Origin of the sequence: Sarcina sp. DSM 11001 (genome assembly GCF_900101015.1) — a bacterium.
In the GTDB taxonomy this organism is placed as follows: Bacteria; Bacillota; Clostridia; order Lachnospirales; family Lachnospiraceae; genus CAG-791.
Window position 1 is genome coordinate 75412 of sequence record NZ_FNFZ01000001.1, and the last position, 22559, is coordinate 97970.

General features: G+C 51.6%; 16 protein-coding genes and 1 tRNA gene. 14 read left to right on the plus strand and 3 right to left on the minus strand.

Translation table 11 applies throughout. The annotated features are described in order from the left end of the window. Positions 1-304 precede the first annotated feature (304 nt). The 3 genes from BLT02_RS00260 (at position 305) to BLT02_RS00270 (ending at position 2145) form a co-directional block, all read left to right on the plus strand. A tRNA-Met gene (locus BLT02_RS00260) sits at positions 305-378 on the plus strand. Positions 379-619: 241 nt separating this feature from the next. Next, positions 620-1576, plus strand: coding sequence for a phosphodiester glycosidase family protein (locus BLT02_RS00265; protein ID WP_092990855.1), 957 nt, complete (start codon positions 620-622; stop codon positions 1574-1576). A 26-nt stretch (positions 1577-1602) separates the two neighbouring features. Further along, entirely contained in the window at positions 1603-2145 is a 543-nt protein-coding gene (locus tag BLT02_RS00270) for a hypothetical protein (RefSeq protein ID WP_092990856.1), read from the plus strand. A gap of 365 nt (positions 2146-2510) precedes the next feature. Here the strand turns inward: BLT02_RS00270 and BLT02_RS00275 are convergent, their stop codons facing one another. Next, complete coding sequence (locus tag BLT02_RS00275) at positions 2511-5192, minus strand: transglycosylase domain-containing protein (RefSeq protein WP_092990857.1); 2682 nt, start codon at positions 5190-5192, stop codon at positions 2511-2513. 539 nt (positions 5193-5731) lie between these two features. On the opposite strand from BLT02_RS00275, the gene BLT02_RS00285 reads away from it, so the two are divergent. The 7 genes from BLT02_RS00285 to thrS all read left to right on the plus strand — a co-directional run bounded on the left by BLT02_RS00285 (position 5732) and on the right by thrS (position 14425). Beyond that, the gene (locus BLT02_RS00285; protein WP_092990859.1) at positions 5732-6367 is read left to right on the plus strand and encodes a YigZ family protein; all 636 of its coding nucleotides are present in this window, start codon (positions 5732-5734) and stop codon (positions 6365-6367) included. A gap of 68 nt (positions 6368-6435) precedes the next feature. Continuing rightward, entirely contained in the window at positions 6436-7791 is a 1356-nt protein-coding gene (gene mgtE, locus BLT02_RS00290; protein ID WP_092990860.1) for a magnesium transporter, read from the plus strand. Between the two features lie 130 nt (positions 7792-7921). Continuing rightward, a complete protein-coding gene (locus tag BLT02_RS00295) occupies positions 7922-9109 on the plus strand; it encodes a pyruvate kinase (RefSeq protein ID WP_092990861.1) in 1188 nt (395 codons plus the stop codon). Between the two features lie 93 nt (positions 9110-9202). Beyond that, positions 9203-9697: a transcriptional regulator NrdR gene (nrdR, locus tag BLT02_RS00300; protein WP_092990994.1), complete on the plus strand. Its 495-nt coding sequence runs from the start codon at positions 9203-9205 to the stop codon at positions 9695-9697. 388 nt (positions 9698-10085) lie between these two features. Further along, the gene (gene efp, locus BLT02_RS00305) at positions 10086-10643 is read left to right on the plus strand and encodes an elongation factor P (protein ID WP_092990862.1); all 558 of its coding nucleotides are present in this window, start codon (positions 10086-10088) and stop codon (positions 10641-10643) included. 198 nt (positions 10644-10841) lie between these two features. Further along, on the plus strand, positions 10842-11819 hold the full coding sequence (locus tag BLT02_RS00310) for a DUF5688 family protein (protein WP_092990863.1): 978 nt from the start codon (positions 10842-10844) through the stop codon (positions 11817-11819). 824 nt (positions 11820-12643) lie between these two features. Continuing rightward, entirely contained in the window at positions 12644-14425 is a 1782-nt protein-coding gene (gene thrS / locus BLT02_RS00320; protein ID WP_092990865.1) for a threonine--tRNA ligase, read from the plus strand. Between the two features lie 307 nt (positions 14426-14732). Here the strand turns inward: thrS and aldA are convergent, their stop codons facing one another. Further along, positions 14733-16187 (minus strand): aldehyde dehydrogenase, encoded by a 1455-nt coding sequence (gene aldA, locus BLT02_RS00325; RefSeq protein ID WP_092990866.1) that lies wholly within the window; start codon positions 16185-16187, stop codon positions 14733-14735. Positions 16188-16527: 340 nt separating this feature from the next. On the opposite strand from aldA, the gene BLT02_RS00330 reads away from it, so the two are divergent. Both BLT02_RS00330 and BLT02_RS00335 read left to right on the plus strand, forming a co-directional pair. Then, positions 16528-17451 (plus strand): transketolase, encoded by a 924-nt coding sequence (locus BLT02_RS00330; RefSeq protein WP_092990867.1) that lies wholly within the window; start codon positions 16528-16530, stop codon positions 17449-17451. Between the two features lie 31 nt (positions 17452-17482). Continuing rightward, the gene (locus BLT02_RS00335; protein WP_092990995.1) at positions 17483-18442 is read left to right on the plus strand and encodes a transketolase family protein; all 960 of its coding nucleotides are present in this window, start codon (positions 17483-17485) and stop codon (positions 18440-18442) included. Between the two features lie 237 nt (positions 18443-18679). Here the strand turns inward: BLT02_RS00335 and BLT02_RS00340 are convergent, their stop codons facing one another. Then, the gene (locus BLT02_RS00340) at positions 18680-19549 is read right to left on the minus strand and encodes a phosphoribosylaminoimidazolesuccinocarboxamide synthase (protein ID WP_092990868.1); all 870 of its coding nucleotides are present in this window, start codon (positions 19547-19549) and stop codon (positions 18680-18682) included. A 657-nt stretch (positions 19550-20206) separates the two neighbouring features. Between BLT02_RS00340 and BLT02_RS00345 the strand changes: the two genes are divergently transcribed. Continuing rightward, entirely contained in the window at positions 20207-21298 is a 1092-nt protein-coding gene (locus BLT02_RS00345; protein ID WP_092990869.1) for a bifunctional chorismate mutase/prephenate dehydratase, read from the plus strand. Between the two features lie 163 nt (positions 21299-21461). Then, complete coding sequence (gene aroB, locus BLT02_RS00350; protein WP_092990870.1) at positions 21462-22472, plus strand: 3-dehydroquinate synthase; 1011 nt, start codon at positions 21462-21464, stop codon at positions 22470-22472. Positions 22473-22559 lie beyond the last annotated feature (87 nt).

Consider the following 22559-nt stretch of genomic DNA (forward strand, 5'->3'; position numbering starts at 1 on the left):
AAAAAACAAAGCGATATTTCAGCTCCGCAAGCCCAAGGTCACCCATATCGCGAAGATAAAAGAGTGACAGGATAAAAGCTGACAGGCGTATTTCGTTCTGTCACGATTAACTGTCCTTTTGCCATTATTTATCAGAAAAAATATAATATTCGCAGGAAAAGACCGATAAAAAAGGAAAAAGGAGCTAAAAGACCGACGTAAAAAATAAAAAATTCGTTGACAAATGTACCTGTCAATCGTATACTATAGAAGCTGACCGAAAGCAGAACGGAAAAAACGGGAAGTGAACGGATACAGTTTATATGGCGAGGTAGCTCAGCTGGCTAGAGCACGCGGTTCATACCCGCGGTGTCGAGGGTTCAAGTCCCCCCCTCGCTACGTCAAGGACCGGATGTCTTCAAGGCATCCGGTTTTTTCTTTCCTGCCTTCCCTGCATGGAAAATGAATGACAGGGGAGCATCTGATAGAACAGCGATACCTGAGAAGTGCAGCGCCATATAGAATAACAGCACCTGAGCAGAGCAGCGCCAGATAGAGTATCAATACCTGAGCAGAACATTTTAAAAAGCATCATTTTAAAAAGCATCATTTTTAAAAGGCATCATTTTTTAAAAGCATCATGAAAAATCATCTGAAACATCATCTCAAAAGAGTACATCAGAAGCTTAGTCCGATCCGGACGCGTCTGGGGCTGAGGGGCGCGATCCGGCTGGGTTTCGCGCTGCTGCTCTACCTTTTTGTGCTGTTTGTTCTTCTGGATGCTTTTGTCATTCCGCGGAATATCGTGGAGTGGGTCCAGGGGGAGGAGGGGCTCAACCGCGGAAGGTACAAGGCGCGCATTACGGAGAACAGCTATGATGATGGAAATATAAAGATAAAGATACGGCAGGAACGGATAGACGATACGACTTTGTATATTGCGGATGTCAGGCTCTCTGATCCTTCCCTGCTCAAGGCGGGGCTGGCGGAGGACTCCTTCGGAAGGAACGTCGCGGAGGTCACTTCCGGAATCGCGGAAAGAAACGGCGCTGTCTTTGCTGTCAACGGTGATTATTACGGTTTCAGGGAAAAAGGCTATGTCCTCCGGAATGGCTACCTGTACCGCAGTGCTTCCAATACCAAATATCCCTATGGAGAGGACCTGGTGATCTGGGAGGACGGGTCCTTTGAGGTTATTCATGAGGACGCGTACACGGCAGAAGAGTTGGAGGGAGCCGGCGCAAGGCAGGTCTTTTCCTTTGGTCCGGCTCTGGTGAACAACGGCAGGATACAGGTGATCGAGGGTGAAGAAGTGGAACGAGCTCAGATCACAAATCCCCGCACTGCGATTGGCATGATAGAGCCTCTGCACTATATTATGGTAGTCTCTGACGGAAGGACTGAAGAGAGCATCGGCCTGCCGCTAGACAGGCTGGCAGAGGTGATGCTTGATCAGGGCTGCACTGTAGCCTATAACCTCGATGGGGGCGGTTCCTCAACGATCTGGTTTTTGGGGAAAGTCCTGAATAAACCGACGACTTACGGTGATGTTTTTGAGGAACGTACGATTAGCGATATATTGTATGTGGGTTATTGAAGCGGGAAAATAGCAGGTTTTTATCTATGAAGACAAAGAATAAACCGGTCCGGGAGGATGACTACATAAATAACCTGCGAAGACGCCAGAGGGGTGTACTCTTCCGGTATCTTGCGGTCTCCATATTCTGCCTGGTGTTTTTTGTGGTCTACAGTCATTTTTCGCATGGAATCCAGTCTTTCTGGATGACCTTCCTTTTTGTATGGCCGCTCGTTCTGGGCGGTATACCGGCTCTGCTGATTCTGTGTAGTATTCTTCCTGATACGGAAGAGGAGGCTGTGCATAATAAAACCATTGAAAGCGCCGGTCAGAAAAAGAAAGAGGAGGAACAGGGATATATAGAAACTCTCAGGCAGCTCTGGAAAATCGGCGGGATGCAGAAAGACCTGTACCGTTTCGGAATCGCATCCGTGACATCCGCAAGTTTCCTTAAAGGAGCTTTGGATATTGCCGGCACAGATTCTTTATATCCGAATCTCCTTCTCTTCGTTGGAATTCTGCTTTTGCTGATCGGGGCAGTGTTTTATCTCCTGAATATCCGCTGGCAGGCCGGACACGCCGCTCTATAAATGGTTTAAAAACTATTTCTTCTCCAAAGGATGTTTTTCACCGGTTCCTGAACTATTACTGTTACAGAAAAAACAGAGCCGGGAAAGTGGCGCAGTACCAGATTAGTGGTGCAATACCAGATTCGGAAAGTCTTGGAAATCCATCATCTATTATCTTAAGAAACAATGAAAAAGAGCCCTTCCGGGGGCAGGCGTTTATTCAACTGCCTGTCAGTCCGGAAGGGCTCTTTTTGTTTCTTCAGGTTAAGAAAGATATTCTTTCAGGTTAGGAAAGCTATTTCTTCAGGTTAAGAAAGTTATTTCTTCAGGTGAAGGAAGGCTTATTTATAAGGGTTCGTTTATAAAGACTCATTCGTCTTTTAGATTCATTCGTCTTCGTCCTCATCCTCTTCGTCCCGGCTGCTTCGTCCGGGTCTGCTTGTTCCTCTATTGGTCTTTCCGTCCTCTTCGTCCTCCTCTTCTTCCTCTTCCTCGTTTTTCTTCTTTTCCCTTTCTTCCTTTTCTTTCTGTTCGCGGGCTTTGCGCTCTGCTTCTTCTCTTTCCTCCTGTTCCTTTTTCCTTCTCTTTTCTTCCTCTTCTTTCTTCTTCTTTGATCCAAGATAGCAGGTGGCTGTGGGTTCAGTGCCCTTGACGAAATACTCAGTGTAGGTGTGGCTGCAGTATTTGCTGACGGGAAGGAGTCCGGTCTCGGCGCAGACGACCTTTTCTACGATCCCCTTGGGCCTTTCGAAGTCGGAGTACTTTTTATTGGCGTCGATATTGGACATGATCTGCCGCCAGATGGTCATGGCGAGGACTTCTTCTGTCTTGTTCAGCTTGGTATTATTGTCATAGCCGGCCCAGACAGTAGCGGTGTAATTTGGAGAATAACCGGAGAACCAGACGTCGTTGCTCTCCTCGGTTGTGCCGGTCTTGCCGGCAATGGCAGTGGTAGAAAAATAGGCCGGAGTACCGGTACCCGGTTCTTTCACGACATCTTTCATGGCGCTGGTCAGGAGCCAGCAGGTCGTCTTTTTGAGGACACGTTCTTTTTCCGGTTTGGTGTTGTCCAGAAGAACGGTCTCAGCCTCGGTCACACCGCCGTGGGAGTCCCTGGATTCGTTGACCATGGTGACTTTGGTATAGAGGCGGGGAACGATGTACTCGCCTCCGTTGGCGATGGTCGAGAAAGCTGCATTGAGCTCGATATTGCGCACACCGAAGGTGATGCCGCCCAGGGCGAGGGTCTGGTTGACGTCGGAGAAGATCTTTCCGTTGATCTCCTCGTCATCCACCAGAGTGTTGATCCCGAGATTCTCCGCATATTCAAATCCCACCCGGGGGGTGATCTGGGTCAGGAATTTTACGGTCACGATATTGAGGGAATCCCTGATGGCATTGCGCATGGTCTGAATGCCCCTATATCTCTTCTCTTCCTTTTCATACCAGTTGTGGACCTCTACACCGTTGTCATAGGCGTATTTTTCATCGACCTGGGTGGAGGCGAGAGTAAAGGGCATTCCGTTTACATCCTTTGCCCTGGCGCTGTCGAGGGCGGCCGAAAAAGTGCTGATGACCTTGAAAGTGGAGCCGGGCTGGCGGGTCGTATCCGTAGCGCGGTTCAGGGTGCGGCTGGCTTCTTTTTCACCGCGTCCGCCGAGCATGGCTACGACATAGCCGGTCTTCTGGTCGGCGACGGTCACGGAGATCTCCGGCTGGGGAGCCAGCTCATAGTTCTCCTCGTAGGTGTCCTCGGGACCGACAACGGCCTTGCGGAAAGCCTCGACGTCTTCTTTCGCGCGGCTTTTTGACTTATAGAGGATGCTGTAGCTTTCATCCCTGTCGAGGAACCAGGATTCCAGGCTGTTGCTGTCGTAATTGGTCTGCGACCCGTCAGGGGCAGTGACTGTCAGGGCATAATTCAGATAGTAGAGCGTGTCCTCCGGGTAGTTGCCCGAATTCTCGCTGCATTGTTTGTCCACGATGGCCTGAATCTTGGGATCCTGGGTGGAGTAGATCCTGAGGCCTCCGCTGTAGAGAAGGGCATACGCCTCATCATCTGTCAGGGGATTGCCGTTATTAAAGCTCTTGTCCACGATCAGGTCTTCATCCTTGAGGTCGCGCAGGACCTGGCGGATCAGGGCATCGACAAAGTAGGAGTTGACCCTGTTGTCTACCTTTTCCTTATCCTTGTTGATGTCCTGGATCTTGGCGTAGACGTCTTCTTTCAGGGCTTCTTTGTATTCTTTTTTAGTGATAAAGCCCTGGCTGTACATATGCTCGAGGACGACCTTCTGGCGCTCGTGGTTGTCCTCCGGAAAGACGATCGGGTCATAGGCGCTGGGGTTCTGGGTTATGGCGGCGAGGACTGCGCATTCCGCCAGAGTCAGGTCAGCAGCGTGCTTGTCAAAATAGCGCTGGGAGGCCGCCTCCACGCCCAGGGTATTATGGCCCAGGTTGATCGTGTTGAGGTAGTTGAGCAGGATCTCGGACTTGTGCATGTTTTTTTCAAGCTCATAGGCGAGATACTGTTCCTGAATCTTGCGCTTGATCCGGTCCTGAGTTGTCTCATTTGTCCAGTTTGTGAAGACATTGTTCTTGATCAGTTGCTGCGTGATCGTGCTGGCGCCTTCGGTAAAGTCGAACCCGCTTGTCAGCCCGACATAGGCGGCACGGAAAATGCCCGGGATATCGATCCCGCTGTGCTGGTAGAAACGCTCGTCTTCGATGGCGACAAAGGCATTGGCAAGATTGTCCGGGATCCCCGTCTCATCGACCGGGATCCTGTTGGAATCTGTGGAGACGAGAGTGGCGATCTTTCCGCCTTTGTTGTCATAGACAAAAGTGGAATAGCCCTTGGGGCTGACATCGATCGTGCCGATATCGGGAGAGGTCTCGAGAATGCCCCTGTATGTCCCGTACATGGCGCTGACACCGATAATGCCTCCTCCCGCGACCACGATCACGATGAGCGTGAGCACCAGGATCCACAGCCGGGAAAAACGCTTGCCGGCGACACTGCGGAGGGCCTTTTTTCTGGAAGATATTGATTTTTTATTAAAACTCATTAACAGGTTCCTTTCTGCAAAAATCTAAAAGAAAAAAATAAAAGAAAAACTTAAAAAAAAATAGAAGATAAACTTAAATGTAAAAAATAATGCCTTTAGATCACATAAGCATATAACTGTCATATAACTGGATAGAACACTGTCATATAACTATATAGAACATTATAAGCTTTGAACATTATAAAAACATTATAAGCATTAAAAATATAAGCATTATAAATATAAACCTTATAAATAGGAACTTCTCCAATTCCGTCCTATTATAGCAAATTAAATCTTGCTTATAAATACGGAAAATGTGAAAGAGAAGTTAACAAATCACTGGTCAATAAATTGCTTGCAAAAAGAGTTTTACAGTACAGACCTGTCTGAAGGGAGACATAAAACCGCCCCCTTCCCGAAAAAAAAAGTGCTGCCTGGCGAATCAATCGCGAATCAATCTTTGCAGAACATTTTCACAAATGATGGATTTAATGTTATACTATAGTGTATGGCTGTTTTAGTTTAAGAAACGAGTTTAAGAGAAAAAGAGGGTAAAGATGGCTTCTTCTGAGTATCTGACGATCAAGGGGACCGGAAACGGTGAATATGAAGAAAAAAAGTCGCGGTTTCTGGGGGAAGCCATTGCTGTTTCGTCAGAGGAAGAGGCAGCGGCGCATGTGGCGCGCATCAGGAAGCACTATTACGATGCGAGACACCACTGTTATGCCTGGGTGATCGGAGAGGGATCGGAGAGAAAAAAGTCGTCTGACGACGGAGAACCTTCCGGTACTGCAGGGCAGCCGATCCTGAAGGTGATCGAGGGGACGGGCTGTACGAATGTCCTCGTGGTCGTGACCCGCTATTTCGGGGGAACCCTGCTCGGGACCGGCGGGCTGGTGAGGGCTTATACACAAGCCGCCCGGGCTGCCCTTGAGAACGCGCAGCAGGTGCGGATGTGTCTGTGCAGGCAGCTTGCTGTGACTGTGGAATATCCTGCCCTGGACAGGCTGCTCTATGAGCTGCGGCGGGACGGGATCGAGATGGGAGAGACGGAATACGGCGCAAATGTGACTCTGCACCTGACAGCAGAGATTTCCGGTGCGGATGCACTGGTTCAGAAAATCACTTCACTCACCAGCGGCGGGGCACAGATCGAGGTTGTCTCGGAAGGCTTTTATCCCGTGAGCAGATGAGTTTTGATCCGTTGGCGGATTTACGGTTTTCGTGAACTGCCTGAGACAGGGCGAAGGGAGGGGATAACATGGAAGATAAGAACAGAGAATATGAGAACCTGCTTCGTGAGCTTCTGGAGTCAAGGCAATATACAAAGTTGAGGCAGACCTGTGCGGATATGCAGACAGCGGATATCGCAGCGGTCATGGACGATATGGAGGATGAGGAGTCCCTCAAGATCTTCAGGATCCTGCCCAAAGCCATGGCGGCAGATGTATTTGCGGATCTGGAATTTGACGATCAGCAGTATATTATCAACTCCATGTCCGACCGTGAAGCATCGAGCATCATCGATAACCTGATGGCGGACGATGCCGCGGATTTCCTGGAGGAGATGCCTGCCAACGTGGTCAAGAGGATCCTCAGCAATGCGCGTCCGGATACGCGGGCGGACATCAATCATCTGCTCAGATACCCGGAGGATTCGGCCGGCAGCATCATGACGGTCGAGTATGTGGATCTGAAAGAGAGCATGACTGTGAAGGACGCGATAGACCGGATCCGCAAGATCGGTCTTGACAAGGAGACGGTCAATGTCTGTTATGTCCTGGATCCGCAGCGTGTGCTGCTGGGTACGGTGGCCCTGCGCTATCTGGTCATGGCGGATCCCGATACGATCATCGGGGACATGATGAATGAAAATATCATCAGCATCGGGACCATGACCGACCAGGAGGAAACAGCCCTCATTTTCCAGAAATACGACTTCACCGCCATGCCGGTCGTGGACAACGAGAACCGGATGGTGGGAATCATCACCATCGACGATATCGTCGATATCATCCAGGAAGAGGCCACGGAGGATATCGAAAAGATGGCGGCTATCCTGCCGACAGACCGCCCTTATTTCAAGACCGGTATCCTGGAGACCTATAAGGCCAGAATGCCCTGGCTTCTGTTCCTGATGATCTCCGCGACCTTCACCGGCGCGATCATCACGAGAGCCCAGGATGCCCTTGCAAGATATGTAGCCCTTGTCGCCTACATCCCCATGCTCATGGACACCGGAGGAAACGCGGGTTCCCAGGCCAGCGTCTCTATCATCCGTGGTATCTCGCTGGGAGAAATAGAATTTAAGGAGACACTGCAGGCGGTCTGGAAAGAGATCCGCGTGGCGCTGATGTGCGGCGTGACCCTGTCCCTGTGTAATTTTGCCAAGCTGCTCATTTTTGACCGGATCCCGGTTCTGGTGGCCGCGATCGTGTGCATAACCCTTGTATGTGTAGTCCTTGTCGCAAAGATTATCGGATGCATACTGCCGCTCACAGCAGAGCACATCGGCTTCGACCCCGCCGTCATGGCCAGTCCCTTCATCACGACTATCGTGGACGCAATATCCCTGACTGTCTATTTCACGATCGCCAAGACGCTCCTGCACATATGACCGGTTACGCAGTCGAATACAACGTATATTGCCTGTGCGGGATGCAGTCTTTACACTATGAATTTCTGTTGGTAAATGCTTTATCCTTACCTTGCAGATTATTTCAGCAGGTTTTCTGCCGGGGGTGAAAATGATCGATGTCTACGGTACTCTGGGGCCATCCTGTGCCTCGGCAGAAGTACTTACACAGATGTTTCTTGCGGGAATGACGGGGGTCCGCCTGAATCTCTCCCATGTCAGCCTGCGGGAGAGTGAGGGCCTGCTCAATGTTCTTCACGATGCGGCGCAGAGGGCGGGAGTAAAACCCCTCCTTCTCGTTGATCTGCAGGGACCGGAGCTGCGGATCGGACCTATGGGAAAGCCGGCTGAGCTGCGCGAGGATGAGGAAGTACGCCTGTGCAGTGAAGAAGCGTTTTCATTATCCTGTTCAGGAGAAGGAGCACCTTCCAGTCCGGGATACGGGACGTCTTCCTGTTCAGGAGAAGGAGCACCTTCCAGTCCGGGATACGGGACGTCTTCCTGTTCAGGAGAAGGGGCATCTTCGAGTCCGGGATGCGGGACGTCAGTGTGTGCCGCCGGTGGATCCGGATCTCTTGTGGACATTCCTGTCCCGGAAGCGGTCTATAATGTTTTGGAAAAAAATACGGAGGTGCTTCTGGATGACGGAAGACTCCTCCTCAGGGTCACGAAGACGGGGGAGGAGAGCATATTTGCCCGGGTGGTCCGCGGAGGGAGACTGACGGGCCGCAAGAGCATCAAGGTTCCGGGGGCTGACATTCGCCTGCCTGCCATGACGAAGGCGGACCGCCAGAACGTACGGGATGCCCTTGGCTGCGGGGTGACCGGTATTATGCAGCCCTTTGTCCGGAGCAGGGAGGACCTCGAAGAGGTCAGAGGAGTGCTCGCGGAGAATGGGGCGCAGAAACTGCAGCTCGTTGCCAAGATTGAGAACCGCGCCGGGATGGACCAGCTCGCAGAGCTCCTGCCTGCCTGTGATGCTGTCTGTATCGCCCGCGGAGATCTCGGAAATGACATGGATCTGTGGCAGCTTCCGGCCGCCCAAAAGCAGATCGCGGCGGACTGCAGGGCAGCGGGCAAATATTTTATGACAGCCACCCAGATGCTGTCGAGCATGGAACAGAGTGCAGTTCCCACGAGGGCTGAAGTCAATGATATTTTTAACACCGTCGCAGACGGCGCCTCGGGAGTAATGGTGACCGGAGAGACCGCTGTCGGCCGTTATCCCGTGGAGGTCATCCGCTATCTCGCAAAGACGGCGGCGGAGGGAGAGAGATACAGAGAAATCCTGAACAGCTGAAAATTATGGCTTTTACAGGACAGAGTGAGATCAAATTGAGACAAAAAGGTTTTGCTGAGGCAGCTGACTGAATTTCTGGAAAGGGGAAAAGAAATGAAGTGTCCTTATTGTGGAAGTGAAGATACCAGAGTGTCTGATTCCAGACCGGTGGAGGAAAACAATTCTATCCGCAGAAGAAGGGTTTGTGATGCGTGTAAGCGCAGATTCACGACTTATGAGAAGATTGAGACGATCCCCATGGTCGTGATCAAAAAGGACAACAACAGAGAGCCCTATGACCGGTCCAAGATCGAGGGTGGGATCCTCAGAGCCTGCCACAAACGCCCGGTCAGCGTAAACCAGATCAAGCGTGTTGTCGATGAGATCGAAAAAGAGATTTTTGACCGCGAGGAAAAGGAGATCTCCAGCTCCGAGATCGGAGAGCTGGTGATCAAGCGCGTTCACAGCCTGGATCCGGTCGCCTATGTCCGCTTTGCCTCTGTATACCGTGAGTTTAAGGATGTCGGCACTTTCATGGAGGAACTCGGGAAACTGCTCGAGCAGGAAAATGTCCGCGGGAAAACGAAAAAAGCCGGCAGGGATTCCTGAAGCACATCGTCCGGCTGGGGCGCGGCCGTCGTTACTGGCGCACCATGACCGGGGCGTGGAGTAACTAAGGCACTGTCCCCCTTGCCTGTCTCCCTTCAGGCAGGCCTGGACTGTAACACATCAGCCTCGCTACAGTACACGCCCTATCGAGGACGTGTACTGTAGCTTGCGAAAATCCCATTCCAAATCGCTTCGCGATGGGATTTTCGCCGTAAAACTCGGGTTTTTCGCGAAAAAGCCGCGAAAAACGCCTCGAGTTTCGAGCCGGTCTGTACTGTGACCCAGCCTCCACAGATACTGCTGCAGTTTTTAAATGGTGGTTGAAAAAGTTGCTTCTCTGTTATAGAATAAACTGGTATTGACGCGATTATCTCAGGAGGTACTTTATATGATTTCTGCAAGTGATTTCAGGAATGGCATTACGATTGAGAAAGATGGAAGCGTTCTCGAGATCGTTGAGTTCCAGCATGTTAAACCGGGTAAAGGCGCAGCGTTCGTCAGAACCAAGCTGAAAGATATTATCAACGGCGGTGTGACTGAGACAACCTTCAGGCCTACAGAGAAATTCCCTCAGGCCAGGATCGACCGCAAGGAATATCAGTATCTGTATCAGGATGGCGAGCTCTATGCGTTCATGGATACAGAGACATTTGACCAGATTTCTCTCGGCAAGGATATTGTCGGTGACAACATGAAGTTCGTCAAAGAGAACGATATGATCAAGGTCAATTCCTATAATAACATCCCGTTTGCGATCGAACCTCCGATGTTCGTGGAGCTTGAGATTACCGAGACCGAACCCGGATTCAAGGGCAATACCGCCACAGGCGCTACCAAGCCCGCGATCGTGGAGACCGGCGCGCAGGTCAGCGTACCGCTTTTCTGCAACATCGGCGACAAGATCAAGATCGACACCAGGAGCGGTGAGTATCTTTCCAGAGCATGACATTCCTTTATTTCTATTATACGGAACCGGGGGACCAGGTCTTATCGAGAGCCTGATCTTACGGCTTCGGCTTTGTGGATTAAGAAGGCAGTGAGTACAAAACTCACTGCCTTTTTTATGCGTTTAAATTTTAAAGCTTTTTAAATTTCGATGCGTTTATATTTCAATGCATTTTTGAACGGAGGCAGTAGTTGATCGATGAATTATACAAATAAACAACCTATCAATAAACAACCTTTAAATACACAACATATCAATAAACAGAACAGAGAGGGAAACAGCTGCAAAGATAAGGCGGAAGGCCTGTGTGTGAGGAAGTCGGAGTATTATGCCATGCTCCGCTCGGAGCTTGAAAAGCATTCTGACGAAAATGTGGACATTACTTTCCGCGAGGTGAGGAAAAACAATGGTGTCTGTAAAAATGCCTGCACGATCCGTTTCAATGACGCGCAGGTCGCTCCGACTATATATCTCGAACCCTACTATGATCATTATCTCCACGGAGAGGCTGTATCGGAATCCGCGGAGAATATCATAAATTATTGCAGGAAAAAAACTCCTGGCACTACATTTCCGGATAATTTTTTCTACAGCTACGATTCTGTCAGGAACAGACTGGGGATCAAGCTGATCGGGACAGAGGCAAACAGAGGATTTCTGAAGGGAGTTCCTCATGTCGATCTCGAGGATTTATCTGCTGTTTTTTACTATCTGATGGAAGATCCGGCTTTCGGGAACGGCATGATCATCGTTAAAAATACAGATATAAAACGATGGGGAAAGAATGAACAGGAGCTTTACAGGGAGGTCCTGGAAAACTGCGCGCAGATGCTCCCTCCCGTTCTGCGGCCCCTCTCTGAAGTACTGGAGGTGGTCTGCCCGGAGACGGACGGAAATCTTTATCTTCTCACCAATGAAACCGGCCTGTTCGGAGCCGCGGTGATCCTCTATCCCGGCATGCTGCAGGAAATCTCCAGGAAGATTGGAGGCCCTTATTTCATCCTGCCAAGTTCAGTACACGAACTGATCCTGCTCCCCGACTCCGGCGAGGAGGCAGAGGATCTGCTCAGTATTGTGACGGAGATCAACCACACGCAGGTGGCAGAGGAGGAGATCCTGACCGACGCTGTGTATAAATACGTTCCGGGGGACGATGCTTTCACTAAAGAAGCGTAAGTTGTCGAATCGTTCCGGGAGCATCTGGCTATGGTCAGGCGTGTTCTGATCGTTACTGTCCACGCCCCCTCGAGGGGCGTGGACATGTAACGCTGTCAAAAATAAAGCTTCAGGTGTCAAAAATAAACGAAATATGTATTACAGAGATATTGAATAATCTGCCTCAATAGTATAGAATATCACTGTTTATTCTTAGTGGGCTGCAGGTCCTTTTTGCCTGTATCCCGAAATCGTTGATGAGGAAAGTAGGACAGGGGATGTCCCAGAGAGGGCTGCCGGCTGTGCGCTTTTATGGAGATTCGCGCAGTGGTTCTGGAAGCAGTCCGTCGGAAGCTGTCTGAAGACCACCTCGGAGAGGCTCCAATCAAGCCCGGTGATTCCGTTATCATCATGAAATGAGTGGCCGCCACAGGGCTGTTCCCTTAATACGTCCGGATCATGATCAGGCATCAGTAGTGTTTCAGCCCTGGCTTGCTTCGGCTATTGGTTATTGCAGGTTTTAAATGCAGGAGCAGCGGCGGCAAGCAGGGTGGAACCGCGTTCGAAAAAACGTCCCTCGCAAGGCAATTTTTTATGCTGTGCGGGGGTTTTTCTATGCACGGCAGGAGGTTCTGCGGGAGATCTCCGTACAGGCATTTCTCCCCGGAGGTTCAGTGTTCCGGGATCCGGATGACAGGTGCCGGAGCATGTCAGGCACTTTGCGGCGGGGGGTTCATCATACATTTCTGTGAACAGTAACAGTCCATTTTTTGTGGACAGGAGATCCTGCATGGGAGATGAGGAACATTCCGCGGCGGGCGCTTTAATAAAGGAGGAAACAAGGTATGGAAAGAGAACAGTATCTGGAAGTGTATCGTCATTCCCTGTCCCACATTCTGGCCAAGGCAGTGTTTGAGATCTTTGGAAAAGAGAACGTACAGTACGCGATCGGACCGCAGATCGCGGACGGTTTCTATTATGATTTCATCCTGCCCAGACAGGTGAACAAGGATGATTTCAAGCTGATCGAGGATAAGATGAAAGAGATCCTCAAGAGGCGCGAGGACTGGACGGAGAAGGAGATGTCCAGGGATGAGGCACTGGCTCTGTTCGAGGGACAGAAGTTCAAGACCGAGCTGATCCAGGACCTGCCGGCGGACGAGCGGATCACTGTCTATTATACCGGAGATGATTTCGTGGATCTGTGCCGCGGCCCTCATATCTCCAATTCCCAGGAGCTCATGGGAGCGGCCTTTGAGATCCGCAGCGTGTCTGGCGCCTACTGGCGCGGCGATGAGCACCGTGATTCCCTGCAGAGGATCTATGCCTATGCCTTCCCGGACAAGCAGTCCCTCAAGGCCCACAAAGCCCTGATCAAGGAGGCCATGGAGCGCGACCACAAGAAGCTGGGACCGCAGCTTGACCTCTTCATGTTCGACGAGACCGCCCAGGGTATGCCCTACTGGCTGCCCCGCGGCTGGAGGGTCTTCAATACCCTGCTTGAATATTGGCGCGGCATTCACGACCTGCACGGCTATCAGGAGATCTCCGCTCCTATCATCAATAATAAAAAGCTCTGGCTCATCAGCGGCCACTGGGCACACTATGTGAACAATATGTTCATCATCCCGGGCAAGGACGGCCAGATCGAGGCCGATGACACCATGGCGGCCAAGCCCATGAACTGCCCGAACGCCATGAACGTCTTCAAGCGCCGCGTGCATTCCTACCGTGACCTGCCGATCCGCTATTCCGAGACCGACGTGGTCCACAGAAAAGAGAAGACAGGCCAGCTCAACGGTCTTTTCCGTGTGCAGATGTTCCGTCAGGACGATGACCACACCTTCGTGATGGAGAGCCAGATCGAAGACGAGATTAAGGATATCCTGGCTATCGCGGATGAGATCTATGAGACCTTCGGCCTGTCCTACCGCGCGGAGCTCTCCACCCGCCCCGATGATTTCATGGGCGACATCGAGCTCTGGAACCAGGCGGAAGCCTCCCTTAAGAAGATCCTCGACGGCATGTACGGCGAGGGCAATTACGAGATCAACGAGGGCGACGGCGCCTTCTATGGTCCCAAGATCGACCTGCAGATCAAGGATGCCCTGGGCCGCGAGTGGCAGTGCGGCACCGTCCAGCTCGACTTCCAGCTGCCCCGCAACTTCGAACTGACCTACACCGCCAGCGACGGTTCCGAGCGTGTCCCCGTCGTCATCCACAGGGCCCTTTTCGGCTCCCTCGAGCGTTTCATCGGCATCCTGATCGAGCACTTCAAGGGCGCTTTCCCCTTCTGGCTTTCCCCTTATCAGGTGGGCATTGTTCCCATCCGTGTGGAGCACAATGAATATGCGAAGAAGGTCGCAGGCAAGCTCGCCGCGAACCGCATCCGCTTTGAGGCTGACTACTCCGACAAGAATATGAAGGAGAAGATCAAGTACTACAAGAACTACAAGACTCCTTATGTCCTGATCCTGGGCGACAAGGAGGCTGCAGAGGGCACCGTATCCCTCAACCTGCGCGGCTCCAACCGCCAGCTCAACAACATTCCTCTCGACACCTTCCTCGACATGTGCCGAAAGATGAATGTGGAGCACAGCCTGGACCTGATCGATTCCCTGGAATGATTCATCGAAATGATCCACCGGAATGATTCCCTGGAATAAAAAGAACTCTGTGAAAACTATGAAAAACAGATGACATGAGGTCAGAGCAGCTGGTACAAGGCTCGTTTCCGGGCTTTGTGCAATGTACGATGAAGAATAAACAGATTCTACAATGTACAATGAGGAATAAACAGATTCTCTGAAAAACAAATAAAACCAGCCGGAGGAACGACGGATGATCGTTTCTCCGGCTGGTTTTTTACTCGTAAGTGCCGTACCCTTCCGGCGGCTGGACTTGGACTTTGTTCAGGACCGGGCATTATGCTTCTCAGATGCCCTGGGCATTCAGGTCATAGTCGACGTAGCAGACGTGGGTCTCGAGGAATTCTTCAAGGCCGAGTTCGCCGTCGTCGCCGCCCAGACCGGACTGGCGGACGCCTGCGTGGAAGCCCTGGAAGGCTTCGAAGTGCTCGCGGTTGACATAGGTCTCGCCGTAGTGCAGCTCGTTGAGGGCGCGCATGATGGTATCCCAGTTGGTGGAGTAGATGGAGGAGGTCAGGCCGTAGATGCAGTCGTTGGCCTTTTCAAATGCCTCGTCCAGGGTCTTGAAGGTGGTGATCGGAAGGACGGGTCCGAAGATCTCCTCGGTCATGATCCTGCTGCCGTGCTCACAGCCTGTGATGACGGTGGGCTCATAGAAGAAGCCCTTGCCGTTTACAGTAGTGGGATGTCCGCCGCAGAGGACCTTTGCTCCGTCCGCGATGGCGCTCTTCACCAGATCGTCCACGTGCTCCTGCTGTGCCTTGTTGACCATGGGGCCCATGTCGAAGGCGCCTTCCAGAGGATTGCCGTAGGTGGTCTTCTCGAAGCGGGCGACGATCTTTTTGACGAATTCGTCATAGATGCCTTCCTGGACATAGATGCGCTCCGCGCAGTTGCAGGCCTGGCCGGTGTTGATGATGCGGGAATTGTAGACATGCTCGATGGTCTCGTCCAGCTTGCAGTCGTTCATGATGATGACCGGAGCCTTGCCGCCCAGCTCGAGGGAGACCTTGGTGATGTTGTCGGCGGCCTTTTTCATGATCTTCTTGCCTGCCTCGGTGGAACCGGTCATGGAGACCATGGCGACCTTGGGGCTGGAGGAGAGGGCATCGCCGACTACTGCACCGGAGCCGCTGATAACATTGATGACGCCCTTGGGAAGGGAGCTCTTCTCGACGAGCTTCGCGAACTCATAGCAGCCGTTCGGGGAGTCGCTGGAGGGCTTGAGCACGACTGTACAGCCTGCCATCAGGACAGGAGCGACCTTGCGGCCGATGAGGAAGAGCGGGAAGTTCCAGGGCATTATGCCTGCCACGACGCCCAGAGGCATTTTGTACATAAAGATGTTTTCATTCGGGCGGTCGGAGGGGATGATCTGGCCTTTGATATGGCGGGCCATCTCCGCAAAATAATTCAGATATTCTGTCAGCCATCCGGCTTCATCCATGGACTGGGCAAGCGGTTTGCCCATTTCCTCGGAATTGGTCCTGGCGAACAGCTCGCGGTTATCAGCTACGAGCTGAGCCAGCTCCCGGACATAGCCGGCGCGTACAATAGGAGGTGTCTTGGCCCACTCTTTCTGAGCGGCGGCTGCTGCGTCTATAGCTGCCTCGACGTCTGCCGCCGTAGCTTTGGGGACTTCCGAGATGACTTCCTCGGTAGCGGGGTTCAGGACCTGAAGCATTTCGCGGTCGCCGTTAGGGATGAATTCGCCATTGATAAATAATTCATACGTTCTCATAATGACCTCCCATCTGATAATAAAACTAAGAACCTGTTCATAAGGATGAAACCACAGGAACAGGAGCGCAGGCAAAAATGTCTGCTTTGAAAAACCATTTACAATATTGTACTTCTAAAAATACAATATTTCAACTGTTGTGTTTATTAATTACAGAAATTTTGCAGATTTCAGAAATCTTCTTGTGCAATTATCACAAAACGGGGACTTCGGATTTTGTACAAAAAAGGAATAATGTATTCCTTTTTTATTAAGTAATGGTTATAATAGAATCTGCCGGGCGCGGCGGAGCGGGGTCTTCAGATTTGATCAAGAGTTCAGAGGAGGAAAAGTACAGGACATGACACCGGAGAGAATCAAGGAACTGAAGCTGTTTGCGAACACAGCCAGAAGGCATATCGTTGAAGATACGCATGCGGCAAAGTCGGGTCATCCCGGCGGAAGTCTGGGTGCTATCGATTACATGACATATCTGTATAACGAGGAGATGCGTGTGGATCCGAAAAATCCTCAGGATCCGGACCGCGACCGGTTCGTCCTTTCCAAGGGACATTGTGCGCCGGGACTCTATGCGGTGCTGGGCCAGCTGGGCTTTTTCCCGGAAGAGGACCTCATCACGCTCCGGAAAGTGGGTTCCTATCTGCAGGGACATCCGAACATGAACACGACGCCGGGAGTGGATTTCTCCACCGGTTCTCTCGGACAGGGCTATTCCGCGGCCTGCGGGATGGCGAATGCGGCGAAGCTGATGAAGAAGGATATCAATGTCTATGCGCTCCTTGGCGACGGCGAGATCGAAGAGGGCCTGGTCTGGGAGGCTTCCGAATACGCGGCCCATTATAAGCTGGACAATCTCTGTATTGCCGTGGACATTAACGGTCTGCAGATCGACGGCAGCACAAAAGATGTCATGAACATGGAACCCATCGATGAGAAGTTTGAAGCGTTCGGATTTAATGTGATCAAGATTAAGGGCGCCGATTATAATGAGCTGGAAAAAGCATTTGCCTTTTTCCATGCATGCAGGGACAGCGGGAAACCCACGGTGATCCTGATGACCACTGTCAAGGGAAATGGTGTCTCCTACATGGAGAATCAGGCCGGCTGGCACGGCAAGGGACCCAACGACGAGGAGTGCGCGAAGGCACTTGCGGAGATCGACGCGGTCAGGAGAATGATCGAATCCGGAGAGGAGTCCGGCACCGCTTATCCGGCTTCCTTTTCTTTGACATTCAGGACAGATGCAGACGGGGCGGCACATTGAAAGGAGGCCTGAGACCATGGCAGGAACGAACTTGGTAGAAGGTAATAAGATCGCAACCAGAGTCAGCTATGGAGAAACGCTCGTCGAGCTCGGCGCGGCCGATGAGAGGGTCGTCGCCATTGACGCGGACCTGGCAGGCTCCACCCAGACCGGTATGTTCAAAAAGGCATTCCCCGGCCGCCACTTCAACTGCGGCATCGCTGAGTGCAATGTGATGGCCACTGCGGCGGGCATGGCCGCGATGGGGCTCATCCCCTTCGCGTCCAGCTTCGCGATGTTCGCGACCGGCCGCGCCTATGAGGTCATCCGCAATTCCATCGGTTATACACATCTCAATGTCAAGGTCTGCGCCACCCACGGCGGCATCTCCGTCGGTGAGGACGGGGCTTCCCACCAGTGCTGCGAGGACTTTGCCCTGATGCGCGCCATCCCCGGTATGCTCGTCATGTCTCCGGCCGACGATGTTGAGGCCAGAAAGATGGTCCGCGCAGCCTACGAGTACGAAGGACCTGTCTACATCCGTCTCGGCCGTGCCCCGATTCCTGTTTTCCACGACAAGGACTATAAATTCGAGATCGGTAAGGGCGAGGTGCTCCATGAAGGGACAGACATCGCCATTATTTCCAACGGCATCCTGACCTATGAGGCCCTAAAAGCGGCCCAAATGCTTGAAAAAGAGGGCATCCATGCCCGCGTCATCAACATGGGTACCATCAAGCCCATCGACGCCGACATCGTAGTCGCTGCCGCAAAGGAGTGCGGAAAGATCATCACAGCAGAGGAACACAGCGTCATCGGCGGTCTCGGAGAGGCAGTCTGCGCATGTCTTGCAGAGAGATATCCCGCCCCTGTCCGCCGCATCGGCCTCCAGGACGAGTTCGGCTTCTCCGGCCCCATGGCGGAGCTCATGGTGGCCTTTGGCCTCAATGATGAAAATATCGTCAGAACTGCGAAAGAGTTCCTGGCGGAAAAAGGTTTCGATTACACTTAAAGCAGATATTTGAAACAGATATATAAACAGGTAATCCTGTCCCCATAACTGTGGAAACGTAACTTGTGACAGGTGCTTTAAAAAGGTACTTGAAGCAGATACTTGAAACAGATACTTGAAACAGATACCTGGCTCAGAATAGAACAGACTGAAAAACCAGCACTGCAGAAACGGCTCTGCAGTGCTGGTTTTTAAATACTTTTGTTTATTTTAACTTTTTTGTTTTTTTATCTTGTTTTACAGCTTCAGCCCGGTCAGCAGGGTGTAGGCTTCTTCGTACTTGTCGATGGTCTTGTCGATGACATCCTGAGGAAGCTTGTAGTCACTGTCGGGATTGGCCTTGAGCCAGTCGCGGACAAACTGCTTGTCAAAGGAGGGCTGGCCGTGGCCGGGTTCGTATCCATCTGCGGGCCAGAAGCGGCTGCTGTCAGGGGTGAGCATCTCGTCGCCGAGAACGACATTGCCCTTCTCGTCCAGACCGAACTCGAATTTGGTGTCGGCTATGATAATGCCGCGGCCCTTGGCATATTCAGCGCATTTTTTGTAAAGGGCGATCGTGCAGTCCCGGATCTTTTCAGCATATTCCTGCCCCTTGCCGGGGAACTGTTTTTCCAGAACCTCAATGCTCCGCTCAAAGCTGATGTTCTCGTCGTGGTCGCCGATCTCAGCCTTGGTGCTGGGGGTGTAGATGGGCTCGGGCAGCTGAGCGCATTCCTGAAGACCTTCGGGGAGCCTGATCCCGCAGACCGTGCCGTCTTTTTTGTAGCTCTCCCAGCCGCTGCCGGTGATGTAGCCGCGGACGATGCACTCAATCGGAAGCATGGTCAGCTTTTTGCACATCATGCTGTTGCCGTCGAAGCGGTCCTGACGGAAAAATTCGGGCATATCGCAGACATCGGTGCTGATCATGTGGTTGGGCAGGATGTCCTTTGTATAGTCGAACCAGAAGCGGGACATCTGGGTCAGAACGGTGCCCTTTTTGGTGATCTTGTTCTTCAGGATGACATCAAAGGCGGAGATGCGGTCAGTAGCGACCATGATCAGACAGTCGCCGATATCGTAGATCTCGCGTACCTTGCCTTCTTTTACCGGGGTGTACTCTTTCATTTTATCCGAACTCCTTTCAAAAATGCCGGCACCTGGTGTCCTGTTCTCATCATGCCGGCACCTGGTGTTACGTTTAAGTTCCGCCTTGCTTTTTAAACAACGCTCCTTCTTTATTCAGGCGCATTGCGTTCTTACTATACCACAGAATTTCTCTGTTTGGATAAAAAAGAGAAAAAATGTCAGGAAAAATGAAGGGTTAAAAGAATTGTGCCACTTATGGCGGGATGCTCTTTATACTTTCATCGGTTATGCCGGCTCTGCCGATTCAGTTAAAGGACTTGACAGATGAAAGGAATAATGATAATGTTACAAAATCATAAATATGTTTTTTCAGTGAAAGATCAGGTTTTAGAAAATGACTGCTGTTCGCGTATTCAATCCGGCATACGGCTATTACTTTTACTTTTATGTTTCGGAAAGTAAAAGAGTGTTGTGATGCATACAAATAATTACAGCGATAGCAGATGCCTGAAGAAAAAGAATAACAGGCAGAAAGATTGATGTAAGACCAGCCGTGTGGATCACAGATCCACACGGTTTTTTTGCGCGAAGCAATGAGCCATGCACGAACCTGTCAGCATGGCGAATTGGGGATATTCCAAGCCATGCACGGACGTGTAAATAGAGGGCCGCATTAAAACAGGGCAGGAGAAAACTATGAGAGATCTGGAAGAAGCGAGGAAAACAGTTCAGGAAACAGACGCGCAGATGGCGGAGCTTTTTCAAAAAAGAATGTCGGCAGTAAAAGATATTGCCGCCTTCAAGAAGGAGAGAGGGCTTCCTGTCTTTGATGCAGCGCAGGAAAAAAAGGTCCTGGAGCGCAATAGTGCCCTGATCACGGATGAGATGATCAAACCCTATTATCTGACCTTTATGCAGGATGTCATGGAGGTTTCCAAAAAGTATCAGGAGCGTCTGATCAGCGGGGCAAAAGTGGCTTTTTGCGGAACGATGGGAGCCTTTGCCCATATTGCCGCCAAGCGGATCTTCCCGGACGGCCGGTGCATACCCTATCACTCTTTTGACAACGCTTATCTGTCCGTTGTGGAAGGTGAGTGCGATTATGCCGTTCTTCCGATCGAGAACAGTTATGCCGGCGAAGTCGGGCAGGTCGTGGACCTGATGTTCCACGGGAGCCTCTATGTAAACGGCGTCTATCCTTTTCCGATCGTACATGACCTGCTGGCGGTGCCCGGCGCGAAGATGGAGGAGATCAGGACAGTGATCAGTCATCCCCAGGCCCTGAGCCAGTGCCAGCCCTATATCAGAAAGCACGCTTTTCTCGAACAGACAGAAGTAAACACAGCGGTTGCCGCCCGCAGGGTGGCGGAGACAGGGGACCGGACTCTGGCTGCGATCGCGAGCGAGGAGACTGCGGAATTGTATGGCCTTCAGATTCTGGATCACGACATCAATGAGAGTAAGGACAATACCACCAGGTTCGCAGTGTTCGCGAGGACAAAAAATGTGGAAGACACTGTCCGGGAGGGAAGCACCTTTATCATGCTCTTCAGGGTCAACAATGTCGCCGGAGCGCTTGCGGATGCCCTCACAGTGATCAGCCGTTACGGTTTCAATATGAAGGTCCTGAGAAGCAGACCGATCAAAACTACTCCCTGGAAATATTATTTCTATGTGGAAGCCGAGGGCAGCCCGGCGTCCAAGGACGGTCAGGACATGATCAGTGAGCTCAGGGATCATTGTGATATGCTCAAGATCGTGGGGCAGTATACTGCCGGAAAAAAATAAGCGGAAAATGCCCGGCTGTGTACCGGCAGCCGAAAATAAGCTGAAAAAAGTCCGGCTGTGTACAGCAGCCGAAAAAGATAAGCTGGATAAGAAAATCGGAAAATATAGATGGAATTAAGGGAGCAATAGCTGATATTCCTGATGGAAGGATGGTGGACAGGATATGTCTCTGCGGGTGAATCTGGGAGTAAACAGTTATGACATCGTCATTGAAAGAGGATGCCTGAAAAAAGCGGGGGATCATCTATCCCTGCAGAGGAAGGTGCTGATCGTGCGGGACAGCGGCGTGCCTCTGCAATATGCGCAGGCTTTGGCATCCGCCTGTAAAGAGCCCGTCATCTGTACGATCGGGCAGGGTGAGGAACACAAGACTCTGCAGAGCTATGAAATGCTCCTTGCCAGGATGCTCTCCTGCGGCTTCACCAGAAAGGATTGCGTCGCGGCAGTGGGAGGCGGGATCTGTGGTGATCTTGCCGGTTTTGCGGCCGCCAGCTACATGCGGGGGATTGATTTTTACAACATTCCGACGACAGTCCTCTCCCAGGTGGACTCCTCCATCGGCGGGAAAACGGCTGTCAACCTGAACGGTATCAAAAATGCCGTCGGCGCCTTTTACCAGCCCCGGAAGGTTCTGATCGACGCGGATGTCCTAAAAACGCTTCCCCGGCGCCAGGTGTCGGCAGGACTGGCAGAAGCCCTCAAAATGGCGGTGACCTTTGACGAGGATCTTTTCCGCCTCTTTGAGGAGGGAGATGTCGATGGCAATATTGAAAAAATCATCGAGCAGTCCCTGAAGATCAAAAAGGATGTCGTGGAAAAGGATGAAAAGGAACAGGGGCTCCGGAAAGCCCTTAATTTCGGCCACACCATCGGGCACGGGATCGAAAGCCAGGCTCTGGACGGTTCGCTTTTCCACGGAGAATGCGTGGCGATCGGAATGCTGCCCATGTGCAGCCCGGACATCCGGGACCGCCTGCTTTCCATTTATGAAAAAATGCACCTGCCCGCCTCCTGTCATATGGATCTGGAAGCAGTCTGCAGATCAATGATGCACGACAAAAAGGCGGAGAGCGGAAAGATCACTGTCATCGAGACTGACAGGATCGGGACCTTCAGGATGAGAAAAGCGGACGCGTCGGAACTGAAGGAAAAAGCGTCGATGGTGATCTGCTGAGTGAGATTCTGAATGATTGATGATGATCCGTTGAAAAAATCTTCTGAATGATCGATGGTGATCTGTCGGATGATCTGATGAATGATC